Annotated in this window: 15 protein-coding genes; 12 read left to right on the top strand and 3 right to left on the bottom strand. The window is 48.8% G+C overall.

The genetic code is table 11. The features are described 5' to 3' along the window. The first annotated feature begins 1 nt into the window (after nucleotide 1). The 4 genes from NST04_RS07925 to NST04_RS07940 all read left to right on the top strand — a co-directional run bounded on the left by NST04_RS07925 (nucleotide 2) and on the right by NST04_RS07940 (nucleotide 3,735). Entirely contained in the window at nucleotides 2-1,411 is a 1,410-nt protein-coding gene (locus NST04_RS07925) for a glycoside hydrolase family 1 protein (RefSeq protein WP_341183803.1), read from the top strand. Nucleotides 1,412-1,561: 150 nt separating this feature from the next. After that, on the top strand, nucleotides 1,562-2,677 hold the full coding sequence (locus NST04_RS07930; RefSeq protein WP_341183804.1) for a WG repeat-containing protein: 1,116 nt from the start codon (nucleotides 1,562-1,564) through the stop codon (nucleotides 2,675-2,677). A gap of 39 nt (nucleotides 2,678-2,716) precedes the next feature. Beyond that, nucleotides 2,717-2,965, top strand: a complete 249-nt coding sequence (locus NST04_RS07935) for a hypothetical protein (RefSeq protein WP_341183805.1) — start codon at nucleotides 2,717-2,719, stop codon at nucleotides 2,963-2,965. 14 nt (nucleotides 2,966-2,979) lie between these two features. Then, nucleotides 2,980-3,735 (top strand): class I SAM-dependent methyltransferase, encoded by a 756-nt coding sequence (locus tag NST04_RS07940; protein WP_341183806.1) that lies wholly within the window; start codon nucleotides 2,980-2,982, stop codon nucleotides 3,733-3,735. Between the two features lie 178 nt (nucleotides 3,736-3,913). Here NST04_RS07940 and NST04_RS07945 read toward each other — a convergent pair whose 3' ends face one another. The 3 genes from NST04_RS07945 to NST04_RS07955 form a co-directional block, all read right to left on the bottom strand. Then, complete coding sequence (locus tag NST04_RS07945) at nucleotides 3,914-5,500, bottom strand: DUF4179 domain-containing protein (protein WP_341183807.1); 1,587 nt, start codon at nucleotides 5,498-5,500, stop codon at nucleotides 3,914-3,916. Then, nucleotides 5,481-6,074, bottom strand: coding sequence for an RNA polymerase sigma factor (locus NST04_RS07950; protein WP_341183808.1), 594 nt, complete (start codon nucleotides 6,072-6,074; stop codon nucleotides 5,481-5,483). Before NST04_RS07950 ends, NST04_RS07945 begins: the two co-directional genes overlap by 20 nt. Nucleotides 6,075-6,337: 263 nt before the next feature. Beyond that, the gene (locus tag NST04_RS07955) at nucleotides 6,338-7,744 is read right to left on the bottom strand and encodes a hypothetical protein (protein WP_341183809.1); all 1,407 of its coding nucleotides are present in this window, start codon (nucleotides 7,742-7,744) and stop codon (nucleotides 6,338-6,340) included. A gap of 181 nt (nucleotides 7,745-7,925) precedes the next feature. On the opposite strand from NST04_RS07955, the gene NST04_RS07960 reads away from it, so the two are divergent. From NST04_RS07960 to NST04_RS07995, 8 genes are all read left to right on the top strand, one after another. After that, nucleotides 7,926-8,591 (top strand): VOC family protein, encoded by a 666-nt coding sequence (locus NST04_RS07960; RefSeq protein ID WP_341183810.1) that lies wholly within the window; start codon nucleotides 7,926-7,928, stop codon nucleotides 8,589-8,591. Nucleotides 8,592-8,798: 207 nt separating this feature from the next. After that, nucleotides 8,799-9,545 (top strand): SAM-dependent methyltransferase, encoded by a 747-nt coding sequence (locus tag NST04_RS07965; RefSeq protein WP_341183811.1) that lies wholly within the window; start codon nucleotides 8,799-8,801, stop codon nucleotides 9,543-9,545. A gap of 208 nt (nucleotides 9,546-9,753) precedes the next feature. Beyond that, on the top strand, nucleotides 9,754-10,233 hold the full coding sequence (locus tag NST04_RS07970) for a hypothetical protein (protein WP_341183812.1): 480 nt from the start codon (nucleotides 9,754-9,756) through the stop codon (nucleotides 10,231-10,233). After that, nucleotides 10,230-10,838, top strand: a complete 609-nt coding sequence (locus NST04_RS07975; protein ID WP_341183813.1) for a hypothetical protein — start codon at nucleotides 10,230-10,232, stop codon at nucleotides 10,836-10,838. Before NST04_RS07970 ends, NST04_RS07975 begins: the two co-directional genes overlap by 4 nt. 134 nt (nucleotides 10,839-10,972) lie before the next feature. Beyond that, nucleotides 10,973-11,908 carry a metal-dependent hydrolase gene (locus NST04_RS07980; RefSeq protein WP_341185207.1) on the top strand — a complete coding sequence of 312 codons (936 nt, stop codon included), beginning with the start codon at nucleotides 10,973-10,975 and terminating at the stop codon, nucleotides 11,906-11,908. Between the two features lie 60 nt (nucleotides 11,909-11,968). Next, nucleotides 11,969-14,110, top strand: a complete 2,142-nt coding sequence (locus tag NST04_RS07985; RefSeq protein ID WP_341183814.1) for a LuxR C-terminal-related transcriptional regulator — start codon at nucleotides 11,969-11,971, stop codon at nucleotides 14,108-14,110. A 65-nt stretch (nucleotides 14,111-14,175) separates the two neighbouring features. Beyond that, nucleotides 14,176-14,886, top strand: a complete 711-nt coding sequence (locus tag NST04_RS07990; protein ID WP_341183815.1) for a DUF4386 domain-containing protein — start codon at nucleotides 14,176-14,178, stop codon at nucleotides 14,884-14,886. A 171-nt stretch (nucleotides 14,887-15,057) separates the two neighbouring features. Further along, nucleotides 15,058-16,884: an APC family permease gene (locus NST04_RS07995; protein ID WP_341183816.1), complete on the top strand. Its 1,827-nt coding sequence runs from the start codon at nucleotides 15,058-15,060 to the stop codon at nucleotides 16,882-16,884. Nucleotides 16,885-16,897 lie beyond the last annotated feature (13 nt).

Raw genomic sequence — 16,897 nt, forward strand, 5'->3', positions numbered from 1 at the left:
TATGCTGCACAAACAACTTCACGCTTTTCCAGAGAATTTCTTGTGGGGCGGGTCCACTTCAGCTTATCAGCTGGAGGGTGCCTGGGATGAGGACGGCAAAGGGCCTTCTGTCATTGACCTGGCCAACCACGTGGAAGGGGTCACGGACTTCAAGGTTGCCAGTGACCACTACCATATGTACAAAGAGGATGTTGCCCTGATGGCGGAAATGGGCTTCAAAGCGTACCGCTTCTCCATCGCCTGGAGCCGGATCTACCCGCAAGGAGACGGAGCCGTTAATCCGAAGGGGCTTGAATTCTACAGCAATTTAATTGATGAGCTGCTTAAATACGGTATTGAGCCTATCGTTACCATGTACCATTTCGACCTGCCTTACGGGCTGGAAGAGCGGGGAGGGTGGTCCAGCCGGGCGACGATCGATGCTTTTGAACAATATGCCAAGACGCTGTTCGAGAACTATGGGGACCGTGTGAAGTGGTGGCTGACCATCAACGAACAGAATATGCTGATTCTGCACCCGGGATCGATCGGAACCCTGAATGAGAACATGACCGATCCGCAAAAAGAGCTCTACCAGCAGAACCACCATATGCTCGTTGCGCAGGCGAAGGCTATGGTGCTATGCCATCAGATGCTGCCAGATGCGAAGATTGGTCCTGCTCCCAACATCGGTGTCATCTATCCGGCAAGCTCCAAGCCAGAGGATATGCTGGCCGCAGATAACTATGCAGCGATCCGCAATTGGCTCTATTTGGATATGGCGGTCTACGGACGGTATAACCATATTGCCTGGAGTTATTTGGTGGAGAAGGGCTATGAGCCGAAGATCGAGGAAGGGGATATGGATATCCTCCGGCAAGGCCACCCGGACTTCATTGCCTTCAATTACTATACTTCCCAGACCGTAGGCGAGAGTAAAAATGACGGCAACGACTTCTCCCACACAGGCGATCAGCACGAAATCGTCGGCGAGCCGGGAGCGTACCGGGGATCAGTGAACCCTAACCTCCAGACCACAGAGTTTGGCTGGGAGATTGATCCGGTGGGCTTCAGAACAACACTGCGCCAGATTTATTCCCGTTACCACCTTCCGTTGATTGTTACAGAGAACGGGCTGGGCGCATTCGACAAGCTGGAGGAAGACGGAACGGTAAATGATGCGTACCGGATTGAATTCTTCCGCAAGCATATCGAGCAAATTCAGCTTGCACTTACCGATGGGGTAGAGGTGTTCGGCTTCTGTCCTTGGTCTGCCATCGATCTGGTCAGCACCCATCAGGGCTCCAGCAAACGCTACGGCTTCATCTATGTTGACCGCGAAGAGTTCGACCTGAAGGAGCTGCGCCGTATCCGCAAGATGAGCTTTTACTGGTATCAGAAGCTGATTGCTTCCAGAGGCGAGGTTCGCTGATTGTAATTACAAAAGGGTTGTCCTGGTAGCCATGAGAGGCTGCTTGGGACAGCCCTATTTTTTTCTTCCAAATATTGCACAACAAAACCGGTACAATCGCCGTCTATACATAAAGAATGGAAAATAGCCTCTGAGGAGAGTGAACCACAGGTGTTTAAAAAGCTGGCTTTTACCCTACTAATGACGACGATGGTGTTCAGTGCAAGTGCAGCGGGTCCATCGCAATCGCAGGACAAGGCCCAGGCTGCCGGTGCTGGTACTGTGCAGGCCAAGACGGCCGATCAATTATATCCGGTTGAAGTGAACGGGAAATACGGCTTCATCAACGGCAAAGGTACGGTGGTCATCGAAGCCGTGTATGATAGTTATGGTTACTCAGGAATACCTGGAGGGACGGTGTATGTCGAGGACCATGCGGCTAAGAAGCAATATTATTTCAGCTCGGCCGGTACCAAGCTGTTTGAATATAAGCTGAGAGATGCCGGCATTCTGTATAATGACCGCGCGCTGTATACAGCGAAGGTTCAACCGGCTGGCGGGGCCGCGGCGACCCGGTACGGGTATATCGACAGTCAAGGCAAGGTGGCCATACAGCCAATCTACGTCCGGGCATTTCAATTCTCCGAAGGACTGGCCCGGGTCAATATGGGCAAAGCCTCAGGGTACATTAATACGAAGGGCGAGCTTATCGTTCCGTACCGGTATAGCTTAACGTCTGATTTCTCTGATGGCATGGCAGCCGTTGCGCTTGCCGTTGGCGGCAAATACGGCTATATCGACACCACCGGCAAGCTTCGCATAACGCCCCGGTATGATTATGCTACACCGTTCTCCGACGGAGTAGCAGCCGTGTATGTGAACGGCAAATACGGCTACATTGACAAAACAGGCAATTACCTAATCAAGCCGCAGTTCAGCATGGCGCAGCCGTTCTCGGAAGGACTGGCATTCGTTGAACGTAATGGAGTCACCTTCTATATTAATAAGAAGGGCGCCAAAGTCATTCAGGGCTTTACGGCCGGAGGCTTGTTCAAGGGCGGTCTGGCTCCGGCCAGCCCGGGACAGAGGTTCGGCTTTATTAATACCTCCGGCCGCTTCGTGGTCAAGCCGCAGCTCTATTGGGCTCATTCGTTCAACGGCGAGTTGGCGGAAATCACCATGCTGGTTCCGGATACACGCGAGGAAATCAGAGGGTACATGAACCGCAGCGGCACCATCGTCTGGCCGCCGGCTTCCGAGCTTCCGGGCGGAGTGGTGAAACCGTAACTAAATCATTCCACAAGAGTAGAGGAGGCATAATATTCCATGGGCAACAACTTATACAGAAAACTAGGGGCGGCCTTTCTGATTGCTGCCGGGTTAATCTACACGATCGAACGTGTAGGGACTATGATCGCCCGCGTTCATGAAATTTCTGCGTTATACCAAGCGCAAATGTACGATGTACAGCCTAAAATCCATATCGCCGGCTTCTTTGATAATATCTTTGTGCCAATCCTTACGTTAATTGGTGTGATACTATTCGTATACGGGTTTCCGAAGAAAACAAAATAGGAGAGTGAACAGCGATGAACAGTGGTGAAAGGTTTACAAACCGGGTCGATTCCTATGTGAAGTACCGCCCAAGCTATCCACAAGCGGCTATTGATTATTTGTACAACGATATTGGTCTGCGCCCGAACTGTAAAATAGCAGATATCGGTTCAGGCACAGGGAGCCTGTCCAAGCTGCTTCTGGAACGCGGCAGCAATGTAATCGCGGTTGAGCCCAATCAGGCCATGCGTGAAGCCGCAGAGAAAAGCTTAGACAGCAATCCGAACTTTCAGAGCAGATCAGGGTCTGCGGAAGCTACCGGGTTACCGGAGCAGTCGGTTGAGTTCATTGTCTGTGCTCAGGCATTTCACTGGTTTGACCGGGTAGCCGCGCAAACGGAGTTCCGCAGAATACTACAGCCTGGCGGGAAAGTCATACTCCTATGGAATTCCCGGCTTACACAGGGTACTTCATTTCGTGAAGAGTACGATCAACTGCTTCGCACCTACGGAACCGACTATGAACAAGTGAATCATAAAAACATTTCTCCGGCGATACTTCGCTCTTTTTTCAAAGAGAATACGATGCATAAAAGCCAGTTTGAAATGACTCAGGAGTTCGATTTTGCGGGTCTGAGCGGCCGGCTGTTATCCTCCTCCTATAGCCCTGTTCCGGGGCATCCGAATTACAAGCCGATGATGACAGAGCTGCAGAATATATTTGACAGGCATAATCAGGGCGGTGTGGTTCCCTTCGAATATGAGACTGAGATTTTTTGGGGAGAAGTATAGTTAAATAATTATAGGTTCATTGATGTGGTAAACCGAGAGTGCATTAACACTCGAGCTGAAGGTTGAGAAACGGATAAATGGATAATTGAGAACGCAGAGTTGTAATCAACAACTCTGCGTTTCTCCTTCTCAGAATAAATCAATACAAGCGCCAAAATGTGGTTTTCTCACTACTGCCTTAATTGATTTCGTTGTTTTTCAATCCGGGGATTGGTTTGCCTCTTGGAAGATCAAAAGACCATTGAACATCTGAATAATACCGATCGACAATACTTCGAATTAAAGTGAGTCTCATTGGTATACTGTTTAATCCTTTAACGATGAAAATTCCATCTTGTTCTTTCTCTTCTAGACTCGTGCTCCCTCGAAATTCTACAGGATAATTATTGCCTTTATCATCAATGGCTTGCCATTTATCAATATCGGGATTGCCCGTATTTACATAGGCACCCTTAATTTCAAAAACTCCCGCCGATTCTGGTTCTTGATTCTTGATAACTCCGGCCGCTATTGCTGCTTGTTGATCAGGGTCCTGAGTGATTTTAAAGGATTTGAACCTTACGATATCACCAGAATTATTAAATACGGCATTTTCTTTGCTGAGTTTTGCTGGATAAATGACTATGGAACCCTCGCTCTTCTCGGGTATGGAGTATCCATCTAAAACCATTTTTATGTGTTGGGTATCATAAGGCAGATCAATAAAGGTATAAGCCCAATGAACCCCTTTTTCAGTATGCTCTGATGTAACTCCCACCAGCATATTAAAAGAACCTAGTCCATTAACTTGTGATATTATTTTTCCTTGTTCATCTTCGAAGTGAAACATCAGCTTCTGCTTTTCTTCCATATCAGCCGGAACTTTATTTCGTGCTTGTTGGCTTAGTGATGTTGTGAGCTCCAATTTAACTCCGCTCGGGGTACGGGTCAGTCTTTCCATTTGAATTGTCAGGCCTTCAGGGGTAACATAGCGCTCATGCAACTCATTTACAGTAGTCAGAGAAGCAGCTATAGTCAAATCCACAGGAAATGAAAATGCCCAGTTCCCTTTAGTTTCTTTGATCTGATCAATCTGGCTTTCTACAATAATCGTTGATGAAGTAAGTTCCCCTTTATAAGTGTATTTATAAACATATACACCACCAGCATATCCTGTAATCCCATTCCCTAAGCCGACTTCATTACCTTGCTCATCTTTAACGATAAGCTTCTCTGGATCAAATCCGTCTTTAATCGGTTGTCCAAAACGGTCAGTGATCTTCAGAGCTATGGTGAGTCTGACTGCATCTGCTGAAACTTCATTTATCTGAATTCTGTACCCGTGATTACTAACATTTATTCCTGGATCTTGAATCAGACCTAATTCTCTGGATTGTAGTAGTCCAGGGTCTAACGAGGCGTCAGATGAAAACATGGAACGAACGAATTCCGCTATAGATGGACTTGCAAATATTAAGGATCCACACAATATGAGAATCGTCGCAGCAGCAACCGTCCATCGTTGTAGGGTTTTATTTGTCCGGTGAGCAGACGCTCCAGACGGGAGATTCATTTGCACGGGCTCTCCGACAGGATCTATTATGGTTTCTTGTATTTCTTCCATGATTTTGTTTGTGAATGAAGAAGGCAATGCATCCGGGAATAGGGCATCAGAGAATTCAGATTGTTCTTGCAGGAGCTGATTGTAACGAGCCAAACACTCCGGGCAGTTTTCAATATGCTTCTCCAACTCATCCAGTCGCCCACTAATGAGAGACTCTTCCATCTCCACAATGCTCCAACATTTCATTTAAGTCCACTCCTTCCTTTGTGAGTAATTTATGAAGTCTTTTTTTAGCCCGATGCAATCCGTTTCTGATTTGATTAATACTGTACCCTGTAATTTGCTCCATCTCTTCATAAGTCAGGTCATTTGTATATCTCAGTACTATCATTAATCTGTATTTGCTTGGAAGCTTGTTAACAAGAGCGGAGAGTTCTTTTCTGTTTTCCTGGTGTATAGCTTCGCTTTCCGGATTAGGTAGTGAGCTTAAGAGATCGTTGGTGATTTCTAGATGAACCTGGTGCTTCTTTCCTCTGTATCTATTCTGGAATATATGAATCGAAATTGTGTATATCCATCCTGCAAAACTTCGGTCTGTGCGATGACTTCCCAGCTTCCGATAAGCTGTTATAAAGGTTTCCTGTGTCATATCTTTTGCATCTTCAGTAGAGGCTCCCATTTTTAAAAGCAGGCCATAAATCTTGTTTTTATATTTGTCTACCAGGAAAGTGTAGGATGCCTTATTTCCTCTTAAAACATCGTGGATTATGCTAAGCTCCTGTTCCCTGTCGTTCATTTGTAATCCTCCTTTCCTGCTGTTCTACTTCTAAGATGCAAAAAACCATTCAATATTCTCACTATGTTACACAAAAATATTTTTTTAGAATAACGATGCCTCATCAGAAGGGATTATAAAAAGCCTGCAACCCATAGCCGGGATTGCAGGCATCTTGCCGAATTAGATATAGAATAAAAGAACGTGGATGTACATGAGCGCGCCATTGTTACAAGCTCTGTCATATCCCCCTCGCAGATCTTCTGCATGTCCGTCACTTTCACTCAAAAAGTATACACATGATCCCCGGCATCCGCCCAGGCCAGCGTTCCATCCGGCATCCAGTCCAGCAGTGTGCCTGCGGAGACGAAGGTGAAGGTCCGCTCTTGTGTGTCGTAGACCTGAATGGCGCCTGTGCCGGATTTGAAGGCTGCGAATCGGTTGTCCAGTGACCAGTGGAGTTCAGTGAAGAGAAAGTCACTTCGCAGCTGCCGCTCATGCTCCGAAATATCCTGTTTTACTTGGTCCGTGATGCGCTCATCCTGCATAACCGAAGAGTCTCCGTTCCCGGTATTGTAGCGGATTTGGCCGAGAGGGTTCTCCTCACCTCTGTCTGCGGGAAGAAGCAGATGCGAATCATCCCCCCAAGTCAGAGAATATACGAACAGGAAGCCGTCACTGTGGGAGATGAAGGAGGCATTCTCCTTGGAATGCAGTATTTTCCCCTTCTGATCCAGCACCGTCAAGTCTGCCGCAGGGCCAATGAACTCGTCGTGTGCGGTTAATACAGCGATACGCTTACCGTCAGGTGAGGAGGACATGCCGTAGACTGGCTTGTCGAACACATGAAGCTTCTCGCGGGTGAAGTTCTTCAGGTCTACCCGATACAGCGTTTTATTGCCTGAGATCATATAAGTGAAGCCCGAATAGAAGCGGTCAGAATACATCTCATGGTAACCGTAGTCATTACCGTAGGCATCCTTCTCCTGGGGCCAAGCCGGAATCTCCAGCGCCTCGCCCTTCAGGGCTTGCACCAATTGATGCTTCTCCTGCCCGTAGAACAGATAGGAGGGAGCGGAGGATTCGGTAGTCTGAACGGACTTGATCCAGCCCGTGTTCCAGGCAGGTACTACGCGCCGGGTGCCAGAGGTGATGCCCTGGAATAGCAGGCTGCCTTGACCAGCTTGGGCCCTGACGACAACCGTGTTACGGTACGGCTGCTCGGTGCTGGCATACTTGCGCCCGTCTGCGGTGAGGGCTTCATCCAGATTGAATGTCCCGGACCAGGCGCTGCTCTCATCCAGATGCAGGCGGATTTGCACAAACCGCGGGGACTCCCATTCCAGTGTGTAGCGGAATTCTGCTTCGGGATCACTGGTCTGCAGACTATTTTTCAATGCTTGCTCCAATGATTGTTTATCGATATCGCTGTTCGACTTCACCTGTATCACTTGTCCGCCTCCGCCGATAATTCTCAATTGCTCAATATAGAGCAGCGGCTCCTCCTCGCTTGAAGGTGCTGGAGCGGAAGGTGTGGCTGAAGTAGCTGTGGGTGATACTTCAGTCTGTGAGGAAGGGGCCGGGGAAGCTGTGAACGGGGATGAAGAGGAGCTGTTCACAGCTTCCTTGTCTGCTCCCTGACACCCTGAGAGCAGAGCCGCCGCCAGCACAATTGCTGCCATAAAGCGCATACATAAACCTCCTGTTGTGTTCAATTGTCCTATTGTTTTCAGAGAATAGATAGATTTTCCATATTATTATGGACGCGGTTGCTGTGCAGAAGTTGCAGATGCGGGTTTGACTTCAATTCTCTGCATGGATACCATGGAAGCAAAGATCTGGCTGTTATGCCACAAACAGAGGTGATCCGAAATGATAAGAGAAGTAGAAATGCAGACCCATTCCTTGAAAGGAATGAAAGACTTTTATGAGAATACTATTGGGCTGACAGTAGTCCGGGAACATCCGGCGTCCTTCAGTGTACAAGTGGGTGATTCCACTCTAACCTTCAAAGAGTCTGACCCAGGCAGACAGCCGAAATATCATTTTGCGTTCAACATCCCTGAGAACCAGATAGAGGAAGCGTTGAGGTGGGTTATTCCGAAGGTATCTGTCATTCCTAATGAGGGCCAGAAAGTCGTTCACTTTGAGTCCTGGAATGCCGATTCCATCTATTTCTATGATCCGGCAGGTAATATTGTAGAGCTGATTGCCCGGCACAATCTGAACAATTCCACCAATGAAGTTTTTTCTCCGGCCAGCCTGTTATGTGTAAGTGAAATCGGTCTGCCTGTACCCGATGCAGAGGAGGCACTGCTCAAGTTATCCCGGGTAGGGATCGTTCCTTGGCGGGATTACAGTAGCCAGTTCGCCGCCGCAGGTGACGAGCACGGGCTGATTATTGCTGTGAAGCAAGGCCGGGTCTGGTTCATGTCTGACCAGGAGGAAGCTTATCCGCATCCGCTAACGATTAAAACAGATGTCTGTGAGGTTATGCTGGATGCTTCAGCGGGGTTGAAGGTCCGGGAGCTTCGTTAAGTTAACCGTACAGAATGAGTATAACGGTTCTTTCTTTTGACTCCCCGGCTCCGATTGTCTACCCTGAAGTTACATAATAAGGAAAGCGAGTGAACTTATGAATAGAAGCGCTGACAGGCTGAACGTTGTCATTCGGGACACGGAAGGGGTTAAGCTGTCACGCCAATCCACTTCCGTGTAGGCACAACAGATACGGAGGGATAGCTTTTGAAGAATACGCAAGCAGACTTTGAGTACAGTGGGGATTATTATGAAGCCATCGGAGATTTCATGCGGGAGCAGTATTTGAAATACGGTTTCGCCCAGGGAACGTTGCAGGAAGCAGACTTTTTAATGGAGTTAATGAATCTTCGGCAGGGTACCCGCATCCTGGATATTGGCTGTGGTCCGGGGCGGCATGGTCTGGAGTTGGCCCGGCATGGAATTAGAACAGTAGGCGTGGATATTTCTGCGGAATTTATCAGGCACGCGAATCGGGAAGCTGCGAAGGACAAGCTGCCGGCAACATTTTTGGTGGCGGATGCCCGTGAGTTAACGTTTGAGCAGGAGTTCGATGGTGCGATCTGTCTGTGTGAAGGGGCTTTTGGGCTGGCGGGGAGTGAAGAGAATCACCGGAAGGTCCTTAGAGGAGTTCATCGGGCGCTGAAGCCGGGTTCTCTATGTGTTCTTACGGTAATTAATGCGCTTAACTTAGCCCGGCGTATACAGGATGAGTCGTTATTTGACCCGTATTCCTGCACCGTAATCGATAAAGAAGAGATCCACAGCCCCGAGGGTGAATCCAAAGAGGTATTGATTTATACTACCGCTTTTACCTTCCGGGAATTACAGATGCTTCTGGAGAGTGAAGGGTTCGCAGTAGAGGCCGCATATGGCTGCAACCCAGGCCAATTCGGGAATCACCCCTTACAGCTCGAGAGCATGGAGATTATGATGGTAGCCCGCTGTAATTAAACAGTAGTGTGTTGAATAAGCAGCGGTAGCCGGGACTCTTAAGGAGACAGGGCTGCCGCTTTATTTTGATCAGCTCCCATCTGATTTAGTTTGCTGGGCCTGAAAAGAGTTTCAAAAAAGAAACTGAGCTGAGAATATTATGCAACTTTTGGAAGAGCAATTCAGTCTATCATGGTGAGGTGACAAATCAACAAGTGGAGGATATTCCATGAACTACAAAAGTAAAGTCGTGTTTATTGGCTTGCTGCTTGGTGCTTTATTAGCAGGATGCAGTCAGAATGAAAATTTATCTTCAAATACTCCTGCAACTGAACAAAGTCAGAATGTAAATTCCACTAATAATGAAAGTGAAGGGATGACAGAAGCAGAGCCACTCTCTTATACCGCAGAACAAAAAATTGAAATTCGTGAAGCGGCTAAGAAAGCCGGATTAGATAAAGTCTACATCCCTACAGTAGGTTTAGGTAGCGATGATTACATGGAGCGTGTTGAAGTTAAAGACAATCAAGTCCGTATTGTATTTATTCGTGGTTCAATCACTCAATCCAAAGAAGAACTTAGACCAACTAACGAGATTGCTTCGACTAAAAAAGTTGAGCTTTCTAAAGATGGATCTGGAGAGTGGATTGCTAAAGAGAATGAAGTACCGTATTTATACTTTGAGAAGACGGACTGTATTTCAGAATGAGTTCAGCTAAAACCTTTTTTCAGGCTGAATATGAGAGAGCAGCCGCTTCGCTTGAACCATTAACAGTTCAAGATACGGCAGGGACGAAAACAACACCTTACGCCATTACAAACAATAGGGCCATCAGCTACCAAACGTTTGCTGAAATGGATGCGCAAACAGATATTGTTGTTAAGGGAACGAAGGCCGGGACTCAGGAAATAGTTCTCAAAAAAGAAGATGTGGACGGAGTGGTTATTGACAATCGCACATTATCTAAATTTGTACTGAGCGATGTATTTAAAAATAACACCGGCCACACGTTGTCCAGCGGGGAGACCATCATTGTCCAAGAAAATGCAGTAGCAGACTCGTTAAGAGTTTACAGCACATTAGGATATCAGTTGATGAATGAGAATGAAGAATACTTGCTGTTTTTGAGAGAGAGCCTCACTGATTCTGGTGTATACATTATCCGTGGCGTTGTTTATGGTAAAGTACCTGCTGGGGGTGAAGGCATTCAATCTAAGGGCATTGCTGATGAGATACAGTTTAAAGGAGACAATCCTACCCGGGAACGATTAGATGCTATTTTTGAGGACGCCCGGGAAGTATATTTAAACTGAGTATTAAATTGAATGAACCTTTTCCCCGCTCCATTTGTTAATAACTTGTCGAGGCTCTGAACATTGAGGGGAACGTCTGACGATTCAGGGATGGACGAAGCTTAACAAGCAAAGCGGGGGGATTACAGGTGTCTATGATATTGGCTATGCACATGGCTACACATCTGCTTACGGGCAGCTTCATTGTATCGATGGTGCTCATGCGCTACGAGATTTCTTTCAGGGAAAAAGTTGTTCTGCTCGGACTGGCCTCATTCCTGGGCATTGTGCCGGATCTGTTGGGGAACAGGTATGTATCTCCGTGGTCGCATTCCATCGTCGTCATGGGGCTGGTTATGGTTCCAATTGTGTTCATATTCAAGCTTCTATTGAAAAAGTATTCGTATATCCAGCTATATCTGTGTCTGGCGGGGAGTGTGCTGGGGCATATTCTGGTGGACTACCTGGGACATGGAGTACATTTGATCTACCCGCTGTCCAGTGAAGCTTATACGCTGTCATTGATCTATCTTGGTGATCCTACGTTATGGGTGCCTATGTTGGTGGGGGTTATGAGTTTCGTGCTTCCGGTGCCTGTGCGCAGGAGACGGGTGCTTAGTATGGGGTGTGCTGGGTTTATTGTGATCTATCTTGGCCTTAAGCTTGCCATGCTGATGCAACTGGAACAAGGGCTTCCGCGTAAATTCACGCTCACTCCACAGGCTGCTGTACAGGTGTATCCGCTGGAGGATAATCAGGTGCATAAGCTGAGTGATTTTTGGAAAATGGGGTTTGACGTCATTGACTCCCAGCGCAGGGTGCTTGGGGTGTTACCTGTCTTGGGCGGTGAGGTTCAGTTAGACATTAATCTGATCTATGCCACGAAGGGTGACGTTGTGCGCAGCAATTCGGGAAAAGACGGGCTGGAGTACGTGTACCGGGTGCCTCCTACTGAAGATGAAGCTTCATTTAAAGTGAGCGGGGAGAGCAGACAGGGGCCGGAAGGGAAGATTGTTGCCCGCGACCGGGAGGGGAACTCCCGTTATTTCATCTATAGGGATGGAACGTGGCAGGAAAAAGCTAAGGAGTAGACATCACCTGCAACCGGCAGACGCATTGATGATAAACAGGGCGGATGGTAAGATGTGGTTATGCCTACACCTATCCTAAATACCAAATTCAATATTCCGCCGCTTCGGCCCAAATTGGTTCCCCGTGAACGGTTGATCCATAAGCTTCAAGAGGGTCTGCAGCGTAAATTGACCCTGATCTCCGCGCCCGCCGGTTACGGGAAAACCACATTGATTGGCGATTGGATCGCTACTTGCGGGCGGCCTTGCGCATGGCTGTCGCTGGAGGAAGGAGACGGCGAGCCTGCGCGTTTTCTGAGCTGCCTGATCTCCTCCCTGCAAACACTTGCCCCGAAGACAGGCGAAAGTTTGCTTGCGGTGCTGCAGTCTCCCGAGCCGCCGTCCATGGAGGCAATCCTGCCGGCACTGCTTAAGGATCTCGCCGCCATGGCTCCTTGTATAATCATCCTTGACGATTATCATGTAGTCCAATCGCAGTCTGTCGACAAGTTAGTTTCCTTCCTGCTTGACCATCTTCCCGGGCATGTCCGCCTGGTGATGATTACCCGCGAGCAACCGCAAATTCCATTAGCACGGTTACGGGTTCAAGACCAGTTAACGGAGCTACGCGCCTCTGATCTGGTGTTTACTTCCGCAGAAGCCGAAGAATTTCTAAACAGAATCATGGGACTTAACCTGCCCGCAGATAAAATAGCCGCATTGGAATCACGTACCGAAGGCTGGATCGCCGGCTTACAGCTGGCAGCGCTCTCGATACAGGGGGATCGTGGTACCGGACGGTTCATCCAGTCCATCGCCGGCAGCCATCATTTCGTACTGGACTATTTGGTGGAAGAAGTTCTGCAACGGCAACCGGAAGCCGTTCAGCGTTTTTTACTCAGGACCTCCGTCCTTGACCGCCTGTGCGGTTCTCTGTGCGATGCCATTATGCTTAATACCGGGATGATGGGCAAACAGCAGTTACTTGAGCTTGAACGCCAGAACTTATTTGTCGTTCCCTTGGACCATGAGAGACAGTGGTATCGCTATCACCACTTGTTCGCTGAATCATTGCGAAGACGGCTGCAGGATAGTCACGACAACAGCAGTATCGCGGAAATGAATAAACGGGCAAGTGAATGGTATGAAAGCCAAGGCTTCGAGATCGAAGCGTTTCGTCATGCTGTCCAATCGGCTGATATTGACCGTGCTGCACGCCTGCTTGAAGGTAACGGGAAGCCGCTGCATCTTCGCGGAGCGGCAGATTTTGCGCTGAAATGGCTGGAGTCGTTGCCTGCTGCGGAGCTGGAGGCAAGACCTGCGCTGCTCGTGATATATGGTTCAATTATGCTGATCACCGGCAAGCCGACACATATCGAACCTAAGCTGCGGGCAGCGGAAGCGGCGCTGGAGGGCGTCCGGCAGGATGCCCGCATCAGAGACCTGATCGGACTTATTGCCGCAACCCGGGCTGCCGTAGCCGCGCTGATGATGGCAGCAAAGCCTGGTGTAGCCAGTCCCAAATTACTGGCGGCCGAAGCGTCCATGCAAATGACGGAACAGGAGGATAAGACCGATGATCTTATCGGGCTGATTGCTCCTGCAAGGGAGATCTGGGCAGGGGTAAGCCAAGAGATAGAAGAAGTCATTACCCAGTCAAGCCGTGCGTTAGAATATCTCCGTGAGGATAATCTTGCGGTCAGGACATCGGCTGCTTGGATGCTGGGTGTGGCCTGCCAGCGGCGGGGAGACTATATCGAAGCCCGGAAGGCCTATAACGGGGTCATTTCGTACAGTCATATGATGGGCCATAAACCGATGGCTGTTCTGTCTCTGATCGGCCTGGGTCAAATGGAGGAAGCGGATAACCGGCCCGGTCCGGCAGGAGAATATTACGCAGAGGCACTTCGTCTGGCCGGTGATCTGCCGCTTCCGGCTGTTCAAGAAGCACAGGCGGGTCTGGAGCGTGTACAGAGGGAACGCAAACCGGGCCAGGAAGGCCACCTGTTCGAGCCGCTCAGCAGACGAGAGCTTGAAGTGCTGGCACTTATCGCCAAGGGACTGTCCAACCGGGACATTGGCGCGAAGCTCTTCTTAGCTGTGGACACGGTCAAAGGGCACAACCGCAGGATTTTTGAGAAGCTGCAGGTACAAAGACGCACAGAAGCGATCGCGCGTGCCCGTGAGCTGAATTTGCTTCCAGACCCGCTGAAACCACACTAAAGTGTCTACTGGCTATACTGCCGCTTAGCTATAATCCTTGTAACACGAGCTAAGGGGAGATAAGGATGAACAGGAATGCAAGGGTGGCCGGGGTACTCTTTCTGGTCTCAACGGGGGCTTATATGCTAGGGAGCTGGCTGCTGAATCCCATGCTGCAGGGGCCTGAATTTCTCGCGGGTTTATTTGCAGACAGAACAAGAGCCGCCGCCGGATTATTGCTGGAGTTGATCAACGCTATAGCAGTTATGGGAATTGCGATGCTGCTCTATCCTGTTCTACAAAAATATAACGGGGCCTTTGCGGCAGGGTACTTAAGCTCCCGGATCATTGAGTCTGTGCTTCTAATAATCAGTTTAATCGCGCCAATCCTGCTCATCTCGTTAAGCGAAGATCACGCAACGGCGGAAGCCTCGGGTTATTCTTACCTCCAGCGTATAGCGGATGTAGCGGTAGAAGCTCATTTGATGTTATTTCAACTGGCTATGATCGTGCTGAGCTTGGGCAGCTTGTTATTATGTTATGTTCTCTACCGTTCAGAGCTGATTCCGCGCTGGTTGTCCGTGATCGGCTTCATCGGGTATGCCGGGTTGTTAACAAGCAGTAGTCTGGCCATCTGCGGCCGTGATACCGGAACCATCCTGTATATTCCAGGGGCAATCTTTGAAATTGTTCTTCCGCTTTGGCTCTTGGTTAAGGGATTTAATCTGCGTGAAGAGACATCCTCACTTGCCCGCGGGCCGGACCATGGGGCAGCCAATGCTCTGGATAGAGAATAATCTTAATGCAATCTTAATGTCTCGGCGTATTCCTTAACGCTATATTAATGCCTGACATGATATGTTGAACACCACAGAATAGTCTTCTGTGGTGTTTTTGTTGTGTCCCGGAACAGGAGTAGATGGGGTTCAACCAAGATCCTACAAATAACAAGCGAGTGGTGAAACTGAGTGATTTCATTTTTAAAACGATTTTTAATTGGCAGGCCCTTAAAGTCCAGTGAACTCGGAGAGCAAAAGTTAAATAAAAAGAAAGCGCTGGCTATACTGTCTTCTGATGCACTGTCATCCGTTGCCTACGGGCCGGAGCAGATTCTGATTGTTCTGGTTACGATTGGGGCAGCCGCCTTCTGGTATTCGATCCCGATTGCGCTGGGAGTATTGATCCTGCTGACCGCGCTCATTCTGTCCTACCGGCAGATTATTTTTGCTTATTCCCACGGCGGGGGCGCCTATGTGGTGTCTAAGGAGAACCTGGGCAAGTATCCGGGGTTAATTGCTGGCGGTTCGCTGCTGGTTGACTATATTTTAACGGTTGCTGTAAGTATATCGGCGGGCACGGATGCCATCACCTCAGCGTTTCCAAGCCTACATGAGCATAAAGTGGTGATTGCCATTGCTTTTGTGCTGCTGATCACGATTTTGAACTTAAGAGGGGTCACGGAATCTGCCTCCGTCCTCGCTTATCCGGTCTATTTATTCGTCCTTGCCTTATTCATCCTGATTGGTACAGGTCTGTACAACATCTTGTCAGGTAACGTTCCGGCAGAACTGCATACCTCACTGGGGACTCCGGTAGCGGGGATCAGCCTGTTTCTATTATTGCGCGCATTTTCTTCCGGGAGCTCTGCGTTAACGGGGGTTGAAGCGATCTCCAATGCCATACCGAATTTCAAAAGCCCGGAAGCGTCCAACGCCTCCAAAACCTTAATCGCCATGGGGGCTTTATTGGCTGTGATGTTCTCCGGCATTGTGGTGTTAGCCTATTATTACGGGATTGCTCCCCGTGCTGACGTCACTGTGGTATCGCAAATTGCCGAGCAAACCTTTGGCCGGAATGCGATGTACTATTTTATCCAGGGAACGACTGCATTAATCTTGATCCTGGCTGCCAATACCGGTTATTCCGCCTTCCCATTGCTGGCTGTGAACCTTGCCAAGGATAAATTCATTCCGCGAATGTTCACCATGCGGGGGGACCGGCTGGGATACTCCAACGGTATTATCATATTGGGTGTTCTGTCCATGGTTCTGATATATGTCTTTGAGGGGAAAACGGAGCAGCTGATTCCTTTATATGCTGTAGGTGTGTTCATTCCCTTTACATTGTCGCAGAGCGGAATGATGGTGAAATGGCTCCGGGAAAAGCCTGCGGGCTGGGTGCAAAAGTTCATCATCAATACGGTTGGCGCTCTAATCAGCTTCGTGGTAACGATGATGTTCTTCATGACCAAGTTTACTCAGGTATGGCCGGTATTTGTCTTCCTGCCGATTCTGCTCCTGGTGTTCCACCGGATTCATAAGCATTATGAGGCCATTGCGGACCAGCTTAGAATTTCGACCTGTGAGGAGACGATCAAGATTGAAGGCAATGTGATTATCGTGCCGGTGGCCGGGATCACTCATGTCGTGATGAACTCCCTGGAATATGCCAAGTCGCTGTCTCCGCAGCAGATTATAGCCGTCTACGTGCCCTTCGAGCGGGAAGATGAAGCGGTGTTCGAGGAGAAGTGGAGAAAGTGGCAGCCGGACGTAAGGTTAGTAACCCTATATACTCCTTATAGAAGCATCGTACAGCCATTGACCAAGTTTATTGATAAAGTGAATTGGAAGGCCGCTGAGCTGAACCATAGGGTAACAGTAATCATTCCACAGTTCATTCCGAAGAAAGGCTGGCATAATATCCTTCATAATCAATCGAGTCTGCTGATACGCGCCCGTCTGCTGTTCCGCAGCGATGTGATTGTCACTACAGTGCCTTATCATTTGAAGAAGTGATGGATTATAAAAA

Origin of the sequence: Paenibacillus sp. FSL H7-0756 (genome assembly GCF_038006765.1) — a bacterium.
Classification (GTDB): domain Bacteria; phylum Bacillota; class Bacilli; order Paenibacillales; family Paenibacillaceae; genus Paenibacillus_AQ.